At 35.1% G+C, this 17,572-nt stretch carries 16 protein-coding genes; 9 read left to right on the top strand and 7 right to left on the bottom strand.

Going from position 1 to position 17,572, the window contains the following annotated elements:
• Positions 1 to 7: 7 nt before the first annotated feature.
• Complete coding sequence (locus RM520_RS03590) at positions 8 to 1,711, bottom strand: GMC family oxidoreductase (protein WP_311384337.1); 1,704 nt, start codon at positions 1,709 to 1,711, stop codon at positions 8 to 10.
• A gap of 140 nt (positions 1,712 to 1,851) precedes the next feature.
• Between RM520_RS03590 and RM520_RS03595 the strand changes: the two genes are divergently transcribed.
• From RM520_RS03595 to nadD, 6 genes are all read left to right on the top strand, one after another.
• Positions 1,852 to 2,904: a sugar phosphate isomerase/epimerase family protein gene (locus RM520_RS03595; RefSeq protein ID WP_311384338.1), complete on the top strand. Its 1,053-nt coding sequence runs from the start codon at positions 1,852 to 1,854 to the stop codon at positions 2,902 to 2,904.
• A 38-nt stretch (positions 2,905 to 2,942) separates the two neighbouring features.
• Entirely contained in the window at positions 2,943 to 3,686 is a 744-nt protein-coding gene (locus tag RM520_RS03600) for a 3-keto-disaccharide hydrolase (RefSeq protein WP_311384339.1), read from the top strand.
• 1 nt (position 3,687) lies between these two features.
• The gene (locus tag RM520_RS03605) at positions 3,688 to 4,485 is read left to right on the top strand and encodes a 3-keto-disaccharide hydrolase (protein WP_311384340.1); all 798 of its coding nucleotides are present in this window, start codon (positions 3,688 to 3,690) and stop codon (positions 4,483 to 4,485) included.
• A gap of 67 nt (positions 4,486 to 4,552) precedes the next feature.
• The gene (locus RM520_RS03610) at positions 4,553 to 5,410 is read left to right on the top strand and encodes a YicC/YloC family endoribonuclease (protein ID WP_311384341.1); all 858 of its coding nucleotides are present in this window, start codon (positions 4,553 to 4,555) and stop codon (positions 5,408 to 5,410) included.
• The gene (gene gmk, locus RM520_RS03615; RefSeq protein WP_311384342.1) at positions 5,407 to 6,003 is read left to right on the top strand and encodes a guanylate kinase; all 597 of its coding nucleotides are present in this window, start codon (positions 5,407 to 5,409) and stop codon (positions 6,001 to 6,003) included. Before RM520_RS03610 ends, gmk begins: the two co-directional genes overlap by 4 nt.
• Positions 6,003 to 6,605, top strand: a complete 603-nt coding sequence (gene nadD, locus RM520_RS03620; RefSeq protein WP_311384343.1) for a nicotinate (nicotinamide) nucleotide adenylyltransferase — start codon at positions 6,003 to 6,005, stop codon at positions 6,603 to 6,605. The genes gmk and nadD overlap by 1 nt, the downstream gene beginning before the upstream one ends.
• A 21-nt stretch (positions 6,606 to 6,626) precedes the next feature.
• On the opposite strand, the gene yiaA is transcribed toward nadD, so the two are convergent.
• Entirely contained in the window at positions 6,627 to 7,097 is a 471-nt protein-coding gene (gene yiaA, locus RM520_RS03625) for an inner membrane protein YiaA (protein ID WP_311384344.1), read from the bottom strand.
• A 149-nt stretch (positions 7,098 to 7,246) separates the two neighbouring features.
• Between yiaA and RM520_RS03630 the strand changes: the two genes are divergently transcribed.
• On the top strand, positions 7,247 to 8,704 hold the full coding sequence (locus tag RM520_RS03630) for a hypothetical protein (RefSeq protein WP_311387001.1): 1,458 nt from the start codon (positions 7,247 to 7,249) through the stop codon (positions 8,702 to 8,704).
• Between the two features lie 5 nt (positions 8,705 to 8,709).
• Here RM520_RS03630 and RM520_RS03635 read toward each other — a convergent pair whose 3' ends face one another.
• Both RM520_RS03635 and RM520_RS03640 read right to left on the bottom strand, forming a co-directional pair.
• Positions 8,710 to 9,420, bottom strand: coding sequence for a DUF6503 family protein (locus tag RM520_RS03635; RefSeq protein WP_311387002.1), 711 nt, complete (start codon positions 9,418 to 9,420; stop codon positions 8,710 to 8,712).
• A gap of 9 nt (positions 9,421 to 9,429) precedes the next feature.
• Positions 9,430 to 11,706 (bottom strand): inorganic phosphate transporter, encoded by a 2,277-nt coding sequence (locus RM520_RS03640; RefSeq protein WP_311384347.1) that lies wholly within the window; start codon positions 11,704 to 11,706, stop codon positions 9,430 to 9,432.
• Between the two features lie 154 nt (positions 11,707 to 11,860).
• Between RM520_RS03640 and dgt the strand changes: the two genes are divergently transcribed.
• Positions 11,861 to 13,219: a dGTP triphosphohydrolase gene (dgt, locus tag RM520_RS03645; RefSeq protein WP_311387390.1), complete on the top strand. Its 1,359-nt coding sequence runs from the start codon at positions 11,861 to 11,863 to the stop codon at positions 13,217 to 13,219.
• 4 nt (positions 13,220 to 13,223) lie between these two features.
• Here dgt and RM520_RS03650 read toward each other — a convergent pair whose 3' ends face one another.
• Positions 13,224 to 14,990 carry a 1-deoxy-D-xylulose-5-phosphate synthase gene (locus RM520_RS03650; RefSeq protein ID WP_311387003.1) on the bottom strand — a complete coding sequence of 589 codons (1,767 nt, stop codon included), beginning with the start codon at positions 14,988 to 14,990 and terminating at the stop codon, positions 13,224 to 13,226.
• A gap of 76 nt (positions 14,991 to 15,066) precedes the next feature.
• Here RM520_RS03650 and RM520_RS03655 point away from each other — a divergent pair, with 76 nt between their 5' ends.
• Positions 15,067 to 15,516, top strand: a complete 450-nt coding sequence (locus tag RM520_RS03655) for a nucleoside deaminase (protein ID WP_311387004.1) — start codon at positions 15,067 to 15,069, stop codon at positions 15,514 to 15,516.
• Here RM520_RS03655 and RM520_RS03660 read toward each other — a convergent pair.
• Both RM520_RS03660 and RM520_RS03665 read right to left on the bottom strand, forming a co-directional pair.
• Positions 15,513 to 15,767: a hypothetical protein gene (locus RM520_RS03660; RefSeq protein ID WP_311384350.1), complete on the bottom strand. Its 255-nt coding sequence runs from the start codon at positions 15,765 to 15,767 to the stop codon at positions 15,513 to 15,515. The genes RM520_RS03655 and RM520_RS03660 overlap by 4 nt on opposite strands.
• Positions 15,768 to 15,769: 2 nt before the next feature.
• The gene (locus RM520_RS03665; protein WP_311387005.1) at positions 15,770 to 17,551 is read right to left on the bottom strand and encodes a chloride channel protein; all 1,782 of its coding nucleotides are present in this window, start codon (positions 17,549 to 17,551) and stop codon (positions 15,770 to 15,772) included.
• Positions 17,552 to 17,572 lie beyond the last annotated feature (21 nt).

Here is a 17,572-nt window from a genome sequence, read left to right on the forward strand (position 1 = left end):
GTATTTGTTAAGCGAATTTACCTAATTTGAATTGTTCAGCAGCATGATTAGCTGCTCTAGCTGTAAAGGCCATATAAGTTAAAGATGGATTTACACAACTCGCCGAGGTCATAAAAGCTCCATCAGTAACATACACATTTGGAACATCATGAACTTGATTGTGTTTATTAACAACTGAGGTTCTAGGATTCCATCCCATTCGTGCACCGCCCATTTCATGAATACCAAGTCCAGGACCGTAAGGACGTTCCCATGTGTTTACATTTTTGAAACCAGCTGATTTCAAAATGTTAACCGATTCTTCAAAAATAGCCTCTCGCATTTTCAGTTCGTTGGCCTTAAGTTCTACGTCAAAGTCAAGTTGGGGTAAACCCCACTTATCTTTTTTATCCATACTCAAAGTGACTCTATTATCATGATGGGGCAGCATTTCTCCAAAACCAGTCATTCCAATTTCCCAAGTTCCAGGTTTTAAAATAGCTTCTTTATACGCCTTACCATAACCCATTTCAGCAACCATTTGCGACCAATCATTTCTACTCGCTGCACCTTGATATCCAAATCCTCTTAAAAAATCATTTCGTTTTGTTTTCTCATCAATATTTACAAAACGTGGAATATAAAAACCATTAGGTCTTCTGCCTTTATAATACTTGTCTAAATGACCATCTACTTTAGCTGTAGCGCCAAGATTATAGTGATGATCCATAATGTTTCGCCCCAATTCATCATAGTTGTTGCCAATACCATTAGGAAATGTAGCTGACTTTGATTGAAGCAAAATTCCAACTGAAGCCATTGCTGAGGCACATAAAAAGACGAGTTTACTTTTAAACTTAATAGTATCTCCGGTTTCGGCATCAACTATTTTAACTCCGGCAGCTTTTTTAGTACTTTCATCATATAAGATTTCGTGAACAATTGAGTTTGCTCTTAAAGTCATATTACCAGTTCGTTCAGCAGCAGGAAGTGTTGAAGAATTACTACTAAAATAACCTCCAAAAGGGCATCCTCTCCAGCATCGATTTCTGTATTGACATGGTCCTCTTCCTTTAAATTCAGTTGTATTTTCGGTAATATGAGCAACTCTTCCAATAGTTAATAAACGACCATCATCAAACTTTTTAGTCATTGCTTCCTGAAGGTCTTTCTCAACACAGTTAAGATCCATCGGAGGTTGAAACTGACCGTCAGGTAGTTGTTTTAAACCAAGGTTTTGCCCACTTACACCAATATAAGATTCCACCTTGTCATACCAAGGAGCAATATCTTTATACCGAACAGGCCAATCGACCCCAATATCTTCTTTTAAATTAGCCTCAAAATCAATATCACTCCAACGATAACTTTGACGTCCCCATGTTAAAGAACGACCGCCTACATGATAACCACGAATCCAATCAAATCTTTTGGTTTCTTCATACGGATGTTCTAAATCGTTTACAAAAAAGTGTTTTACGTCATCAGTTGGGGCCCAGCTAACGCGTCGTTGCTTATGGTATTTTTCCTCGTCTGATTTTGACAAAGTGCCCTTAAAAGGCATATCCCAAGGGTCATCATTCATGGTCTTGTAATCTTCAATATGCTTGACCATGGGACCTCTTTCTAAAACCAATGTTTTTAGGCCATTTTCACATAGCTCTTTGGCAGCCCATCCACCGCTTATACCTGTACCCACTACTATGGCATCGTAAACTGTATTTTGATTCATTTTTGTTGTTTTGAGTATTGGCTAAATCGCTATATTTATAAGCTTACATAGCATGGCTTATAAAATCAAAAGTATAATTCTTAAATATAGGCGATATTCCTTATAGTTTTAGGAAAAAATCGTTCAAAAAATTGATGATAATGAAGACAATTAAAGGTCCAGCAGTTTTTTTAGCACAGTTTGTTGATAGCAAAGCTCCATTCAATACATTGGATGGTATGTGCAAATGGGCAGCCGATTTAGGGTATAAAGGTATTCAAATTCCAACGTGGGAATCTTTTTTAATCGACCTAGATAAAGCGGCAGAAAGTCAAGATTATTGTGATGAGTTAAAGGGGAAAATCAATTCATACGGATTGGAAATTACAGAGTTATCTACGCACCTTCAAGGTCAACTAGTGGCAGTTCACCCAGCCTATGATATAATGTTTGATAATTTTGCTCCTGACGCTTTAAAAGGGAAGCCAAAAGAACGAACGGCTTGGGCAGTTGAAACAGTTAAAAAGGCAGCTACAGCTAGTCGCAGATTAGGGATTAATGCTCATGCAACTTTTTCAGGCGCATTGTTATGGCATACCATGCATCCCTGGCCGCAAAGACCGGCGGGCTTAGTTGAAATGGGATTTGAAGAATTGGCCAAAAGATGGATGCCTATCTTAAATCATTTTGATAAAGAAGGCGTCGATGTTTGTTATGAAATTCATCCAGGTGAGGACTTACACGATGGAGATACTTTTGAACGATTTTTGGAGGCAACAGGAAATCATAAACGGGTCAATATACTCTATGACCCTAGTCATTTTGTATTACAACAATTAGATTATATCACTTATATAGATCATTACCATGAATTCATAAAATCATTTCATGTAAAGGATTCTGAGTTTAATCCAACAGGTAAAAAAGGAGCTTTTGGCGGGTATAATGATTGGTCTGATAGAGCTGGACGATACCGTTCTTTAGGCGACGGACAAATTGACTTTAAAACCATATTCTCAAAGTTAACGCAATATGGATGTGATGTTTGGGCGGTTATGGAGTGGGAGTGTGTTATCAAAAGCCCTGAACAAGGCGCGCGAGAGGGTGCCAAGTTTATACAAGATCATATTATTGAAGCAACGCAAAAAACTTTTGATGATTTTGCCGGAGCCGATATTGATAAAGAAGAATTAAAAAGAATTTTAGGATTATAAAGCCCATAATGGGCTTTTAATTAAAATAGCTAATTGATATGAAAAAAGTAATCACCCTTACCGTAATCGTTTTGCTCTTTAGTTGCAAACAAAAAGAGAAAAAAGAAAACGCAGTTACAGAACCTGAGAAAGAAGTTATTATGGAAACAATGCCAAATGACTGGGTAATGCTTTTTGACGGCACATCATTTGATGGCTGGCATGAGTATTTGGGAGAAGGGGTTTCTGATGCTTGGAAATTGGAAGATGGAGCAATGGTTTTTTATCCTCCAAAAGAACGTAATGGGAAAAGTTATAATATAGTTTCTGATAAAGAGTATACCAATTTTGTGCTCTCCTTAGAATGGAAAGTAAATGAGGCAAGTAATAGTGGTATTTTCTGGGGCATATTGGAAGATTCAAAATATGGTCAACCTTATGAAACAGGTCCAGAGATTCAGGTTTTAGATAATATCGCGCACCCAGATGCTAAAGCGGGTACCACCCATCAGGCCGGTGCTTTGTATGACATGATTGCACCAAGCAAAGAAATGGTCAAACCTGTTGGAGAATGGAATTTATGCCTCATTACTATTAATCATAAGACCAATCAAGGTAGTGTACGATTAAACGGCGAAAATATTGTTGAGTTTCCGGTTCACGGCGAAGCTTGGGATGCTATGGTTGCAAAATCTAAATTTGCTGATTGGGATGGTTTTGGTAAACATCAAACAGGTAAAATTGGTTTGCAAGATCATGGTGATGTTGTTGCTTATCGAAATATTCAAATCAAAGAATTATAGCATGAAAAAATTACTTGGTTTAATGGTGTTAAGTGCTGTATTTTTTGGTTGTAAAGAGACCAATTCTGCAAAGGTGGAAGTCAATACGCAAGTTGTTTCTAAAATGATAAAAGAAGAACCAACAAAGCCGGAAGAAACTGAAATATATGAGCCTGTTCCACCAAAAGTTACTGTTGGTGAAAATGGGGTGCCAAGCGATGCCATAGTGTTATTTGATGGAACAAGTCTGGAGAACTGGATTCATGTTGCAGATAGTTCTGCTGTTAAATGGCTACTTAATGAAGATGGAAGTATGACCGTGAAAGATAAAACAGGGAGTATACAAACCAAGCAAAATTTTGGAAGTGTGCAATTGCATGTAGAATGGAAATCGCCCGCTGAGGTGCAGCGCGAGGGCCAGAATAGGGCAAATAGCGGTGTTTTTCTTCAAAATAGATATGAGGTGCAAGTGCTTGACAATAATGATAACGACACTTATGTTAATGGCCAAGTCGGCTCTATTTACAAGCAATCCATTCCTTTAGCGATGGCTTCAAAACCAAGTGGAGAATGGAATTCTTATGATATCATTTACCATGCACCTGAGTTTGCCATGAGCGGCGATAAACTAGTATCAGGTACAATTACCGTTATTCATAATGGGGTTTTAATTCAAGATCATTATGAATTGGAAGGTACCACAGAATATATTGGATGGCCAAAGAACGCTGTCCACGGTGATGCCCCCATTCAATTACAAGACCATCAAGATAACAGTCGAGTTAGTTATCGTAATATTTGGGTAAGAGCATTAGACTAGGACCATATTCTAATTTTAAATACAAATCCCTGTTTTTCCTACCTTTGGCAAAACCTAGATTTTTTCTATGATTCAATCCATGACAGGCTACGGGAAGCATATCGTACAGCTTTCTTCAAAAAAAATAAGTTTAGAGCTAAAATCACTTAACAGCAAAAACTTAGATATTAATGCCCGTATTCCGCAGGCATTTCGTGAAAAAGAATTACAGTTACGTAAAACCATTGCAGATTCTTTAATAAGAGGCAAAGTTGATTTTAGTCTTTATATTGAAATCACTGGAGAGGAGACATCTACTGAAGTGAATGCTGGGGTAGTAAAAAAGTATATGCAGCAATTGCGAGAGATTGCGGATGGAGATGAAGTAAAGCTATTAGAAATTGCTCTTAGAATGCCTGACACTTTAAAAACAGACAAACAAGATATTGACCCAGAAGAGTTCAAAACAATTGAAAATGCCTTAATAGAGGCTTTAAAAGCAATAAATACCTTTAGAACAGAGGAAGGTATGGTGCTAGAAAAAGATTTTACGAACCGACTTACTACTTTGGATCGTCTTTTAGAAGAAGTCAAAGCCATGGATGATGATCGTTTAGGAACTATTCGTGAGCGTTTAGAAAAGGCAGTTGCAGATTTAAAAGTTGATTTAGACGCCAATCGTTTTGAACAAGAGTTAATTTATTATTTAGAGAAATACGATATCACCGAAGAAAAAGTGCGTTTAGCGAACCACCTAGATTATTTTAGGACCACCTTAAATTCTGCCGATTCTAACGGAAAAAAACTTGGCTTCATTTCACAAGAAATTGGTCGAGAAATCAATACCATTGGATCAAAGGCCAATTATGCTCCTATGCAACAATTGGTAGTTCAAATGAAAGATGAGCTTGAAAAAATTAAAGAACAAATGTTGAATGTATTATGAGTAAAGGAGGCAAGCTTCTTATATTTTCAGCACCATCAGGTAGCGGTAAAACCACAATTGTAAGGCACCTTTTAGCTCATAAAGAACTTAATCTTGCTTTTTCAGTCTCAGCAACTTCGCGTCCTCGAAGGGGAAAAGAGAAAAACGGAGAACATTACTATTTTATGTCTATTTCACAGTTTAAAAATCATATTAAAAATGAAGATTTTTTAGAGTGGGAAGAAGTATATCGTGATAATTTTTATGGCACCTTGAAGAGTGAGGTAGAACGCCTTTGGGCAGAAGGTAAGAATGTTATATTTGATATAGATGTGGCTGGAGGGCTTCGTATTAAAAAGAAGTATCAAAAGGAAACCTTAGCGGTTTTTGTGAAACCACCTAGCGTTGACGAATTGAAAATCCGCTTAAAAAAGCGGAGTACCGAAAGCGATGATAAAATCAATATGCGAATTGCCAAAGCATCAGTAGAATTAGCAACAGCGCCTCAATTTGATGTTATTATTAAAAATTATGATTTAGATATTGCACTTAAAGAGGCCCATGATTTAGTAGCTAACTTTGTTGGTGTAAAAAGTAATTCAGAAGAAGAGTGATGAAGAATATTGGTTTGTATTTTGGGACCTTTAACCCAATTCATATTGGGCATTTGGCCATTGCAAATCATATGGTTGAATTCTCTGACTTAGACGAAGTTTGGTTCGTTATTACGCCCCAAAGTCCATTTAAGCAAAAGAAAACCTTATTGGATAATAACCATAGGTATCAAATGGTTTTAGAGGCTACGCTAGATTATCCAAAGTTAAAGCCAAGTAAAATCGAGTTTGATTTACAACAGCCTAATTATACTGTAAATACTCTTGTTCATTTAGAAGAAAAGTATCCTGAGGGCTATCATTTTTCTTTAATCATGGGAGAGGATAACTTGAAAGGATTCCATAAATGGAAAAATTACGAGGTCATTTTAGAACGGTATAGCCTTTATGTATACCCAAGAATTTCAAAGGGAGTTATAGCACATCAATTTGAAGGGCATTCTAAAATACATCGGGTTGCCGCTCCAATAATGGAAATATCTTCCACATTTATTAGACAACAGCACGCTTTGGGTAAAAATATTAAACCACTATTACCAGCCGCAGTGTGGGAGTATATGGATGAGATGAACTTTTATAAAAATTTAAAAGCGACTCCATAAGAGTCGCTTTTTTAATAGCATTTATTTATCATTTTTCTCATCAATATATTTTACATCTCTTGTATTCTTTTGAACTGCTACTGCTGCAAAAAGGCTTAAAAGAAAGGACATTCCATAAAAACCTTTTTCACTTAGTTCTAAATCAGCATTCCATAGGCCGATTATCAATAATAAGATGGAAGCTATTGTAGTGAACCAGCTTATACCATAGTAAGCATCAGTTACTGGTAGGCCTTCTTGACGGTCGCGAACACTTTTTTGAACGGATACCACCGAAAATAATCCGAATAAGAGCAAAGTAAAATAATACCCCTTTTCATTGAGCCACATATTGGCATTCCATAAACCAATACAGTATGATACCATGCCGATAAATAGTGCTGACCAAGAAGCGGAAATAAATGCCGAGGTTGGTCTCAATTCAAATTTTTCCTTCATTTCTTTTTTCTGAAAAAGTGCATTGCCTTTCTCATTTGATAATTGATTTTCCATAATTGAAATTTTAATTACAGAGCAAATATGTAGTGTTTGCTTAGTTGCATCCAATACAATATATTCGTAATAATAACGATTAAAAAGAAAAAATAACTTTTTAAATAATTTAAAATCAAAAAATTAAATGATAAATAAGTTATGATTTAATGAAAACAATTAAAGCTATTTGGGCCACCTTATCAGATAAAGACAAGAAAGATTTTTTGTTTTTTTTGGCAAAAAGAAACCGACGTGGTGATACGAGAAATATTGATTTCGTAAAATTAATGGACTCAGGTCGAACAAAGAATATTCACGAAGTTCTTTATGGAAAAGATTCTAGTGGGGCTTTTAATGCACTTTGTAAAAGGGTACAAGACACGCTTATTGAATTTGTAGCAAGTAAGAGTTTTGCTGAGGAATCTTCTGATGAACTAGAGGTGTTGAAATTACTATTGGCAAGTAGAATTTTCTTTGAACAAAAGCTCTCTAAAATAGCTTTTAAAACACTTGAAAAAGCAGAAGCTCGAGCAAAAAATATTGATAATTACGCATTGCTTGATGAAATTTATCATACTAAGATTCAATATTGTTTTTTAAATCCGAAATGGAATTTAAATACAATAATAGGAGATTATGAAAATAATAGAACCCTTTCACAGCAAGACTTTCATTTAACAATGGCTTACGCCAGAATTAAATCAGAATTACAGAAAAACCCTAAGAAACCCGTAAATGAAATAGTGATTCAAACGTTTGTTGAATTTGATTTAAAGATAAATGAAGATCTTACTTATAAATCTCTAAATCAATTAATGGAGTTAACTGCAACTACTGCAAAGCTGCAGAATGATTTTTATTCTGTTTCACCTTTTATGATTGAAATGTATGAAGTTCTAAAAAAGAAAGGTGAAGTACCTCAAAAGCATGTTTACTATCATTTAAATATGCTTTACTTAATGTCGGTAACAAAATTTCGAAATAAGAATTTTGAGCTTTCAGATGACTTTATTGTAAAGATTGAAACGATTCTTAGTAACAGTCCCAAAACTTTTGTAAGAGGCTTCAATGAAAAAGTGGCTATTCTAAAAGCTTTAAACCAGATTTATACGGGTAATATTTCTCATGGTTTTGAGATCTTGAACAATGGAGTAGAAACTTCTTTAAACAAAAAATTACTTTTACTAATGTGTTTGTTTCAGCAATGTGAATTTGCTACGGCATATGATGTTTTTAAAACTCTTAATCGTACTGATAATTGGTATGAAAAAAAGATGGGTTGGCTATGGGTGTTAAAAAAGAATATTATCGAAGTTCTATTACTGATAGAGTTAGATAAGTTTGACATGGTGCTAATTCGTCTACAACGTTTCTCTCGCAACTTTAACAAAAGACTTCGCCAGATTGGAGAAGATCGGGTTTTGATTTTTATGAATTTAGTCAGTGATTATCATGATAACCCAAAAATTGTAACATCAGAGGACTTTAAAGACCGAGTTGAAAATTCGTTTGAGTGGATCGGTCGTGAACAAGAGGATATTTTTGTGATGAGCTTTTATGCCTGGCTAAAATCGAAAATGGAAAATAGAGACCTTTATGAAATTACTTTAGAATTGATGAATTAAGAAATTTACATGGCTTTATAGAGCACATCAGTTCCTAAGTACTTATCATCTTTGTTATAATACCAAGCTCTTGTTTTAGGCATTTTGATTCCATTAATTTCTTCTTGGTCCTTTAAGAGAATATATTCTCCATCATTTATAGACTCGTCATGAAAAAATTGGTAAACTTCCATTGCATAAGTTTCAGGGTCAAAATAAAAATACCAAATATCATCACCAACTTCTGCCTTATAAGTAGCTTTTAGTACCAGGTATTTTTTCCCTTTAAATGTTTTTGTTTGAACTTTTGAATCTAATATAGTTCCAGGGTCTTTCAGTTTCATTGGCAACCCGTATAAATAGGTATAGTAATTTTTGTACATAGTACCACGCTTGCAATTCAACCTAAATTTTTTAATCTTCTCTTGGTCAATTTCACTTTGGCCATTCAGTAAAATTTGACAAGAATCTTTATGAATTAAATATGAATAAGAATCTGAATCTTGCTGCACTTGTAGCGAAAAAATTTGTCTTGGATTGTTAATACCTATTTGGCTTTTTCTATCGGAAGTATTTGGGGTTTCCATAACTACCGTAAAGTTGCCATTAAAAGCCGACCAAGTATTACTTGGATCGTGATAAGATATTGATTTTTCAAGTAATTCGACACCTGTTAATTCTTGGCAAAATGAACTAGCACTGATTAATAAGCCAACAATAAAAACAGATATCTTCATGAATTAAAATTAATCTTTTTGAATTTTGGCTGGCTCAATTGAACTATCATGTTCTGTGTAATAGAGTTCCAGAATATTCATAGTTACTTTAATCAGGTCTTTACTCTCTGTCAATAATGAGAAATATAAAGTTGTATTTTTTGGACTCGATTCTTCCGTTCTTGTTCGAGCTACTTGTTTTTTTATTTTTTCATCAACCAAATCAATATATGAGTTTTTGGTGGCTAATAAATCTCCGATACGGTCAAAAGAACGACTACTAAAAATTTCAGAAGTGTCCGTTAAAAGTTTTTCTAAATGGAGGTCCAAGTCTTTTAACTCTTTAATTTGATTGTATTTAAGTTTTTTGTGGTTGTTATTTACATGAGTTAGTCCAATTTTTGAAATATATTCTTGTGACTGACCTAAATCTTGTAAATGACCAAGTAAAACAATATAAAAATCACTAGCACCACCAACACTAGATTCATCTAGGTTTTTAATAAAATAGAAGATGTTATTTTGAAGCCCTTCTATTTCTTTGTTCATTTTAGTCACCCCTTTACTATTCTTTTTTAATGATTCTAAATCGTGTCTAGCTAGTCCATTAATAGCACCAGTATAAATTTTGTTACTGCGTTGAATCATCTTTGCAATATTATCAGCACTTTCTTCGATCACCCCTTGAATAGAACTGCTCTCGGCTCTTCTAAGACTATCCTCAGCTTTAATTTCTTTAGACTTTTTATTGTGAGCTATATAGTTTCTCATCAAAAGAGTTGCTGCCACAAGTAATAATATAATTAAAGCAACGAAACCTCCTAAATGAAGAATATAGGCAATTATTGCAGCGGCCGTAAAGGCACTAAAAGCAGTAAAGAACCATCCACCAATAACATTTAGGACTCCCGCTACTCTGTAAACTGCACTTTCAGCTCCCCAGGCTCTATCCGCTAAAGAGGTACCCATGGCAACCATAAAAGTAACGTAAGTAGTAGATAATGGTAACTTCATTGAGGTAGCGATTGAGATTAATACACTTGCTACCATTAAATTTACTGCTGCTCTTACCAAATCAAAAGCAGGCATATCTTGAACTTTGCTTTTAGGTACATACGCATACGGAACCTCGAACTGTTTGTCTATTTTTTTGTTTAGTGTATCTGGAATTAAGTTTGAAAAGCTTTGAAAAGCACCTACGCTCAATTTAACTACTTGTCTTGACAAATAATTGGGTTGAAAACGTTCTTCACCTTCATCTTGCCTGGCAAGGTCAACACTTGTTTTTACTACACTTTTCGCCTTAGAAGAAAACCATAATGTAATTACCATAATGGCTCCTGCCAATAATAATAAATAGGGTTCTGTTCTGACGGCCGCGGTTAACCCTTGCATATTAAACTCGTTAGGACTAATACCAGACCCTTGCCAATCTTGAAAAGATTGTAAAGCAGCTATTGGCACGCCAATGAAATTTACTAAATCATTTCCTGCGAATGCCATGGCCAAAGCAAATGTGCCCAGTACGATAACTACGGTGTATATATTCCACTTTAAAAATGTAGAAACAATCCATGATAATAATGTCCAAATTAAAAAATTGGCAAGTAAGAAAAGTTCTGGTGATTCGCTTACAAATTGTATTACAGATTCATCAAATAAATCGGCACTTTTTAGTCCTTTAACTAGAATGAAATAGATGATTGCAGAAATAGCTACTCCACCAAAAATAGCTTCAATATATTTTGGTTTGTTTCCGTATTTAAAGGTTATTAATACCCTTGAGATAAATTGCACCAAAGCTCCAATGGTAAAGGCAATGAAAACAGAGAGCAATATACCCACAATAATTTCTGTTGCTTTGTCCGTATTGATGTAAGTTCCTAAGTCTGAAAAACTTCCGTCAACACCAATAATTTTAACAAGTGATATGGCTACTGCGGCACCTAAAAGTTCAAATACTATGGATACTGTCGTAGAAGTTGGCATTCCTAAAGTATTGAAAAAGTCAAGTAATAAAATATCGGTAATCATCACTGCCATGAAGATGATCATGATTTCAGCAAATACGAACTCCGTGGGATTAAAAATACCTTTTCTGGCAACTTCCATCATTCCACTTGAAGAAAAGGCCCCAAAGGCAATTCCTAAGCTGGCAACAATCATTATTGTCTTAAATGAAATCGCTTTTGAACCAATTGCAGAATTTAAAAAGTTCACCGCATCATTACTAACACCAACAACAAGGTCGGTTATTGCCAAAATTGCTAAGGCAATGATCATGAAGATGTAGATATTTTCCCCCATAAGATTAAGTCAAAGTACGCAAAAATGCTATTATAATTCTTCTTACAGGTTAATTAAATGTTACCAAATATTTCATGGATTCCTTAATCAAACTTTGATAACTAGTAAGAATAAAGCCATAGCTTTACATTTAGAACCTGATAAAGGCCAAGCAATGAAATGGGAACAACTATTGTCTTTAAAAAGATATGGAGACAGTGAGAAAAGACTACGTAAATTACAAGATGAGACAAGGCTTGGGTTTGAGGTGGATTATGATCGTATTATTTTTTCCTCTGCATTTAGAAGTTTACAAGATAAAACTCAGGTAGTTCCAATGCCTATTGATGTAGGTTCAAGGCGAGATTTCGTTCATACGCGTTTAACTCATAGTCTTGAAGTTTCTGTAGTTGGAAGGAGTTTAGGAAGAATTGCGGGAAAAAAAATATTAGAAAAACATCCTGATTTAAAGGAAGAGCATGGTTATCAGTTTAACGATTTTGGAGCAATAGTTGCGGCTGCCTCTTTAGCTCACGACATTGGAAACCCTCCTTTTGGTCATAGTGGTGAAAAAGCAATTGGTGCTTTTTTTAAAACGGGCAAAGGTGTGAAATATCAATCTGAACTCACCCATAAAGAATACCAAGATTTAGTAGATTTCGAAGGTAATGCAAATGGATTAAAGCTTTTAACGGCATCAAGAGATGGAGTTCCTGGGGGTTTGCGATTGAGTTATGCAACCATTGGGGCATTTATGAAGTATCCTAAAGAATCACTGCCTAAAAAACCAACTAATCATATTTCAGATAAAAAGTTTGGATTTTTTCAGTCTGAAAAAGATGTTTTTAATGATATCGCCAATGAATTAGGATTGCGAAAAAAAGAAGGGCGAGATGATACGGCTTATTATAGACATCCATTGACCTATTTGGTCGAAGCGGCTGATGATATTTGTTATACAATCATTGATTTTGAAGACGGTATAAATTTGGGTTTTATCTCCGAAGATTATGCTTTAGAGTATTTTATAAAACTCGTCAAAGACGCTATAAACACCAAAAAATACAACCAAATGACCAATACTAGTGATCGTTTGAGTTATTTAAGGGCACTGGCAATAAACACTTTGATAAAAGATGCTATCCGCGTTTTTGAAGAGAATGAAGAGGCTATTCTAAACGGTGATTTCGAATCCGCGTTATTAGATAAAAGTATGTACGAAGCTCAAATTGATGATATCATTAGTCTGAGTATTTCTAATATATATCAGTCAAATGAGGTTATAGAAAAAGAATTGGCTGGTTTTAAGGTTATTGCTGATATACTTGAAGTGTACACCGATTGTTTGATAAAATTAAAAAATAATGAAGCTGCCACTTACGACAAATTGCTAATTAGAACCTTACCAAATACTTATCAAGATTATTCTGGTTCTTATTATGAAATATTGCTTAACACTTCTTGTTTTGTTGCTAGTCTATCAGATAGTGCCGCGGTACATTTACACAATAAAATTTTGGGTAGGCAATTGTAAGTCTTTATAAAATGTCTGCGAGATAATTCTGAATTGAATTAATATCAATTTTGCAGATTTTCTTCAATTCTTCAGTTGTGCCATGTGGTATAAAAATGTCTTCAATGGCAAAAACTTTTATGGTGCCAGTGTAATTTTTCTGATTAGCAAATTCAATAACGGCGCTACCAAGACCTCCAATTTCACTGCCATTTTCCAAGGTGATGACATGCTCATAATTTTTAAAAACTGAAGTTAGTTGTTCGGTGTCAATTGGTTTTAAAAAACGCATGTCAATGTGCCCTAAATTTTCAGGATTTTTAATTGTAGCGATAAGCTCAATCACTTGATTACCAATATGACCTAAAGTTAAAAACGCTACCTTATTTCCTTTTTTAATCTCTTTAGATTTTCCAATTTCTATTTTAGAAAACGGTTGTTCCCAATCCATAGTAACTCCTCTTCCGCGTGGATATCTAATAGCAATAGGACCGTCAAGACCTTGCTGAGCGGTGAACATGATATTCCTTAATTCTATTTCATTCATAGGTGAAAAAATACTAATGTTTGGAATACATCGTAAATAGGCCAAATCAAAAACACCATGATGCGTGGGACCGTCTTGACCTACTATTCCAGCGCGATCCAGACAAAATATTACGGGTAAATTTTGCAAGGCCACATCATGAATAACTTGGTCATACGCACGTTGTAAAAAAGTTGAGTAAATATTACAAAAAGGCACTAAGCCCTCTGTGGCCATACCCGCAGCTAAGGTGACAGCATGCTGCTCAGCAATACCTACATCAAAAGCTCTCTCAGGAATTTTTTCCATCATATACTTTAAAGAACTTCCTGTAGGCATGGCAGGTGTGATACCTACTATTTTTTTATTTCGTTGGGCTAATTCAACCAAAGTATGACCAAAAACATCTTGGTATTTCGGTGCTTGTACTTTGTTTGATTTTTGAATGCGTTCCCCGGTTTCTTTATTGAATTTTCCGGGGGCATGGAATACTACTTGATTTTCTTCTGCTTTTTGAAGGCCTTTGCCTTTAGTGGTAATTACATGCAATAGTTTTGGGCCCTTTATCGTCTTCAGTCTTTCTAGCTCAACGAGTAATAATTCTAAATCATGACCATCTATTGGGCCTGTGTAATTCAGGTTGAGACATTCGAAGATATTTTCATCCTTGGCTGTTCCCTTTTTTACATTAGTAAGGTACTTTTTTAGTGCTCCGACGCTTGGGTCAATTCCAATGGCGTTGTCATTTAATATAACCAATACATTGGCGTTGGTAACTCCCAAATGATTCAGACCTTCAAAGGCCATACCACTGGCAATACTTGCGTCTCCTATAACTGCGATGTGATTTCTTTTTAAATCACCTTTTAATTGAGAAGCAATGGCCATACCTAAAATAGCCGAAATAGAGGTAGAACTATGTCCGGTGCCAAAATTATCGAACTCACTTTCCTCACGTTTTGGAAATCCACTGATACCTCCAAATTGACGGTTGGTTTCAAATATATCTTTTCTACCGGTTAATATTTTATGTCCATAGGCTTGGTGACCAACATCCCAAATAAGCTTATCCTGTGGTGTATTGAAAATATAATGAAGCGCTATGGTTAATTCAATAACACCTAAACTTGCTCCTAAATGTCCCTCTTTGGTGGCAACAATGTCAATTATAAAATCACGCAGTTCTTTGGCAAGTTTAGTTAAGTTCTCAGTTTTAAGTTTTCTGAGATCAGCGGGTGATTGTATGTTACTTAAAAAGTTCTCCATTGCTAGTTCAAAAATACCGATTCTAAAAGATTATAGTTTCTTTGTGATTTGTAGTTTTGAAATAAAATTGGTTTAAATGATAGACCCTTACGACGACAACTATTTCATGAAAAAGGCCTTGAAAGAAGCGCAACTTGCTTTTGAAGAAGGTGAAGTGCCAGTTGGCGCCCTTGTTGTGGCCAAAAATAGAATCATTGGACGTGCTCACAATCTTACGGAACGGTTAAACGATGTCACTGCTCATGCCGAAATGCAGGCAATAACTTCTGCAGCTAATTTTATAGGAGGTAAATATTTGACTAATTGCACCTTATATGTGACTTTAGAACCTTGTCAAATGTGTGCGGGCGCATTATATTGGAGTCAAATATCAAAAATAGTCTATGGGGCAGCTGACTTAGAACGCGGATATAAAGTAATGGGAACTTCGTTACATCCGAAAACTGAAGTTATCGGAGGTGTATTAGAGAAGGAGTCGGCAGAATTACTAAAACGGTTTTTTATCCAAAGACGTAATTTGAACTAACGTTTATCCTTTTCCTTTTCTTTTTGCTGCATTTTTTCAATATTCTCTTTATTCAACATATAGTCTTTCATTTGTTTGCCCTTACTCTCTTTAAATAGAAACAGGGGCATAGCCAATAAAAAAAGACCTGCTGTCCCGGAGCCGATATATTTATTGGCACTTAATTCATTTTCAGATTTAATTGAAAAACCATAAATAATAGAGCTAAAAGAAGCAATTACAATTAAGACGATGAGGTATTTTACTTTCATTATTAGCGAGAATAATTGATTAGTTTACGTCTATAGGCCGTGAGTAGTTTTGACTTTGATACAAAACCCATATATATACCATTCTTTACAACGGGGAGATTCCAAGCCCCACTATCTTGAAACTTTTGCATAACCTGCTTCATAGAATCTGTATTATAAAAAATATGTTCAGGTGCTGAGTGCATAAAATCTTTTACAAAAGTATTGTAGTGTTTTGTAGTATCAAACATGAATTCGCGAATATCATCTAAAAGAACAATGCCAACCATCTTATTCTCTTTATCCAAAACAGGATAAATATTACGGGTAGATTTAGACACTGATTTTAGTAACATTTCACCCAAGGTCATTTCTGGCTGTACGGCTTTAAAATTGGTTTCAATAACATCATCTAAACGCATTAATGTCAGCACAGCTTGATCTTTGTTATGTGTTAACAAAGCGTCTTTTTCAGCTAGTTCTTTAGTATATATGGTATAGTCTAATATGTTTTTTGTTATTAAATAAGAAATACTAGCCGTAATCATCAAAGGGACGAACAACTCATAGCCCCCAGTGATTTCCGCAATTAAAAAGATAGCTGTTAAAGGAGCATGAATTACCCCGGCAATGAGGCCAGCCATACCAATTAAAGTAAAATTACTTTCAGAGACCTCAAATCCGAAACCTAGATTATTAATTACTTTCGCGACTACGTTACCAAGCGCACTCCCCATTACCATGGTTGGTATAAAAACCCCTCCGGCACCGCCAGCAGCAAGGGTGGTTGTCATGGCTATTGCTTTAAAAATGGTAATGCCAAAAAGTAAAGCAATGACTATCCAGATATTGTCTAAAAACGCATCAAAAGGGGTTTGACCTAAAGCGAGTAGATGTTTACCATCTAAAAGATTATTAATGAAACCGAAGCCTTCACCATAGAGTGGTGGTATAAAATAGAGCATGATACCAATCGCTAATCCTCCAAATAATAATTTGTATTTAGGACTCTTAAACCTCTTGAAAAGTTCTACAATACCGAAATACATTTTTGTAAAATAGATAGAAGAAAAAGCTGTGGCTACCCCTAAAAGAATATAAAAAGGAACATCTTTCAATTGAAAGCCTTCGCTAATTGAAAAATTGAATAACACTTCGTTTCCTAGAAAAAAGTAAGAAGTCAACACTCCAGAAATAGAAGCCAATAAAAGAGGCAATACTGATAGCATTGTAAGATCCAAACTAAAAACTTCGACTGCAAAAATAATAGCCGCAATTGGAGATTGAAAAATGGAAGAAATAGCGCCTGCAGAAGCGCAGGCTATTAAAAGTGATCTTGTTTTGACATCAACATGTAGTAACCTACTAAGATTAGAACTTAAAGCAGCGCCAGATTTTACAGCAGGGCCTAATAACCCAACAGAACCACCAAAACCAACAGTTAAAGGGGCTGCCACAAGTGGTGTATATATTTTCTTTACAGAAAGCAGTCCTTTGTTTTTAGAAAGTGCAAATAAAATCGACGGAACCGCATGAGCAATAGGATGCTTGTTTACGAATTTCACATACAGATATACTAATGTTAAACCAACGATTGGAAGTACGAAATACAGCTGATTTTCAGAAATTATAATACCTTTTTCAAGTAGGGATTGAATGAAATAAGTAAGGTTTTTTAAGGTAACTGCTGCCAAACCAGCTAAAAACCCAATCAAAATACTCAGTAGTTGAATAAAGGTTTTGTTAGAGATATGTTTATATCGCCATTTTAAAAATTTCTTTAAGAGAATTTTTAGGTTGAGCATTTAAAACAGCTAATGTTGTTT

It is taken from the genome of Croceitalea vernalis (assembly GCF_031846405.1).
Lineage (GTDB): Bacteria > Bacteroidota > Bacteroidia > Flavobacteriales > Flavobacteriaceae > Croceitalea > Croceitalea vernalis.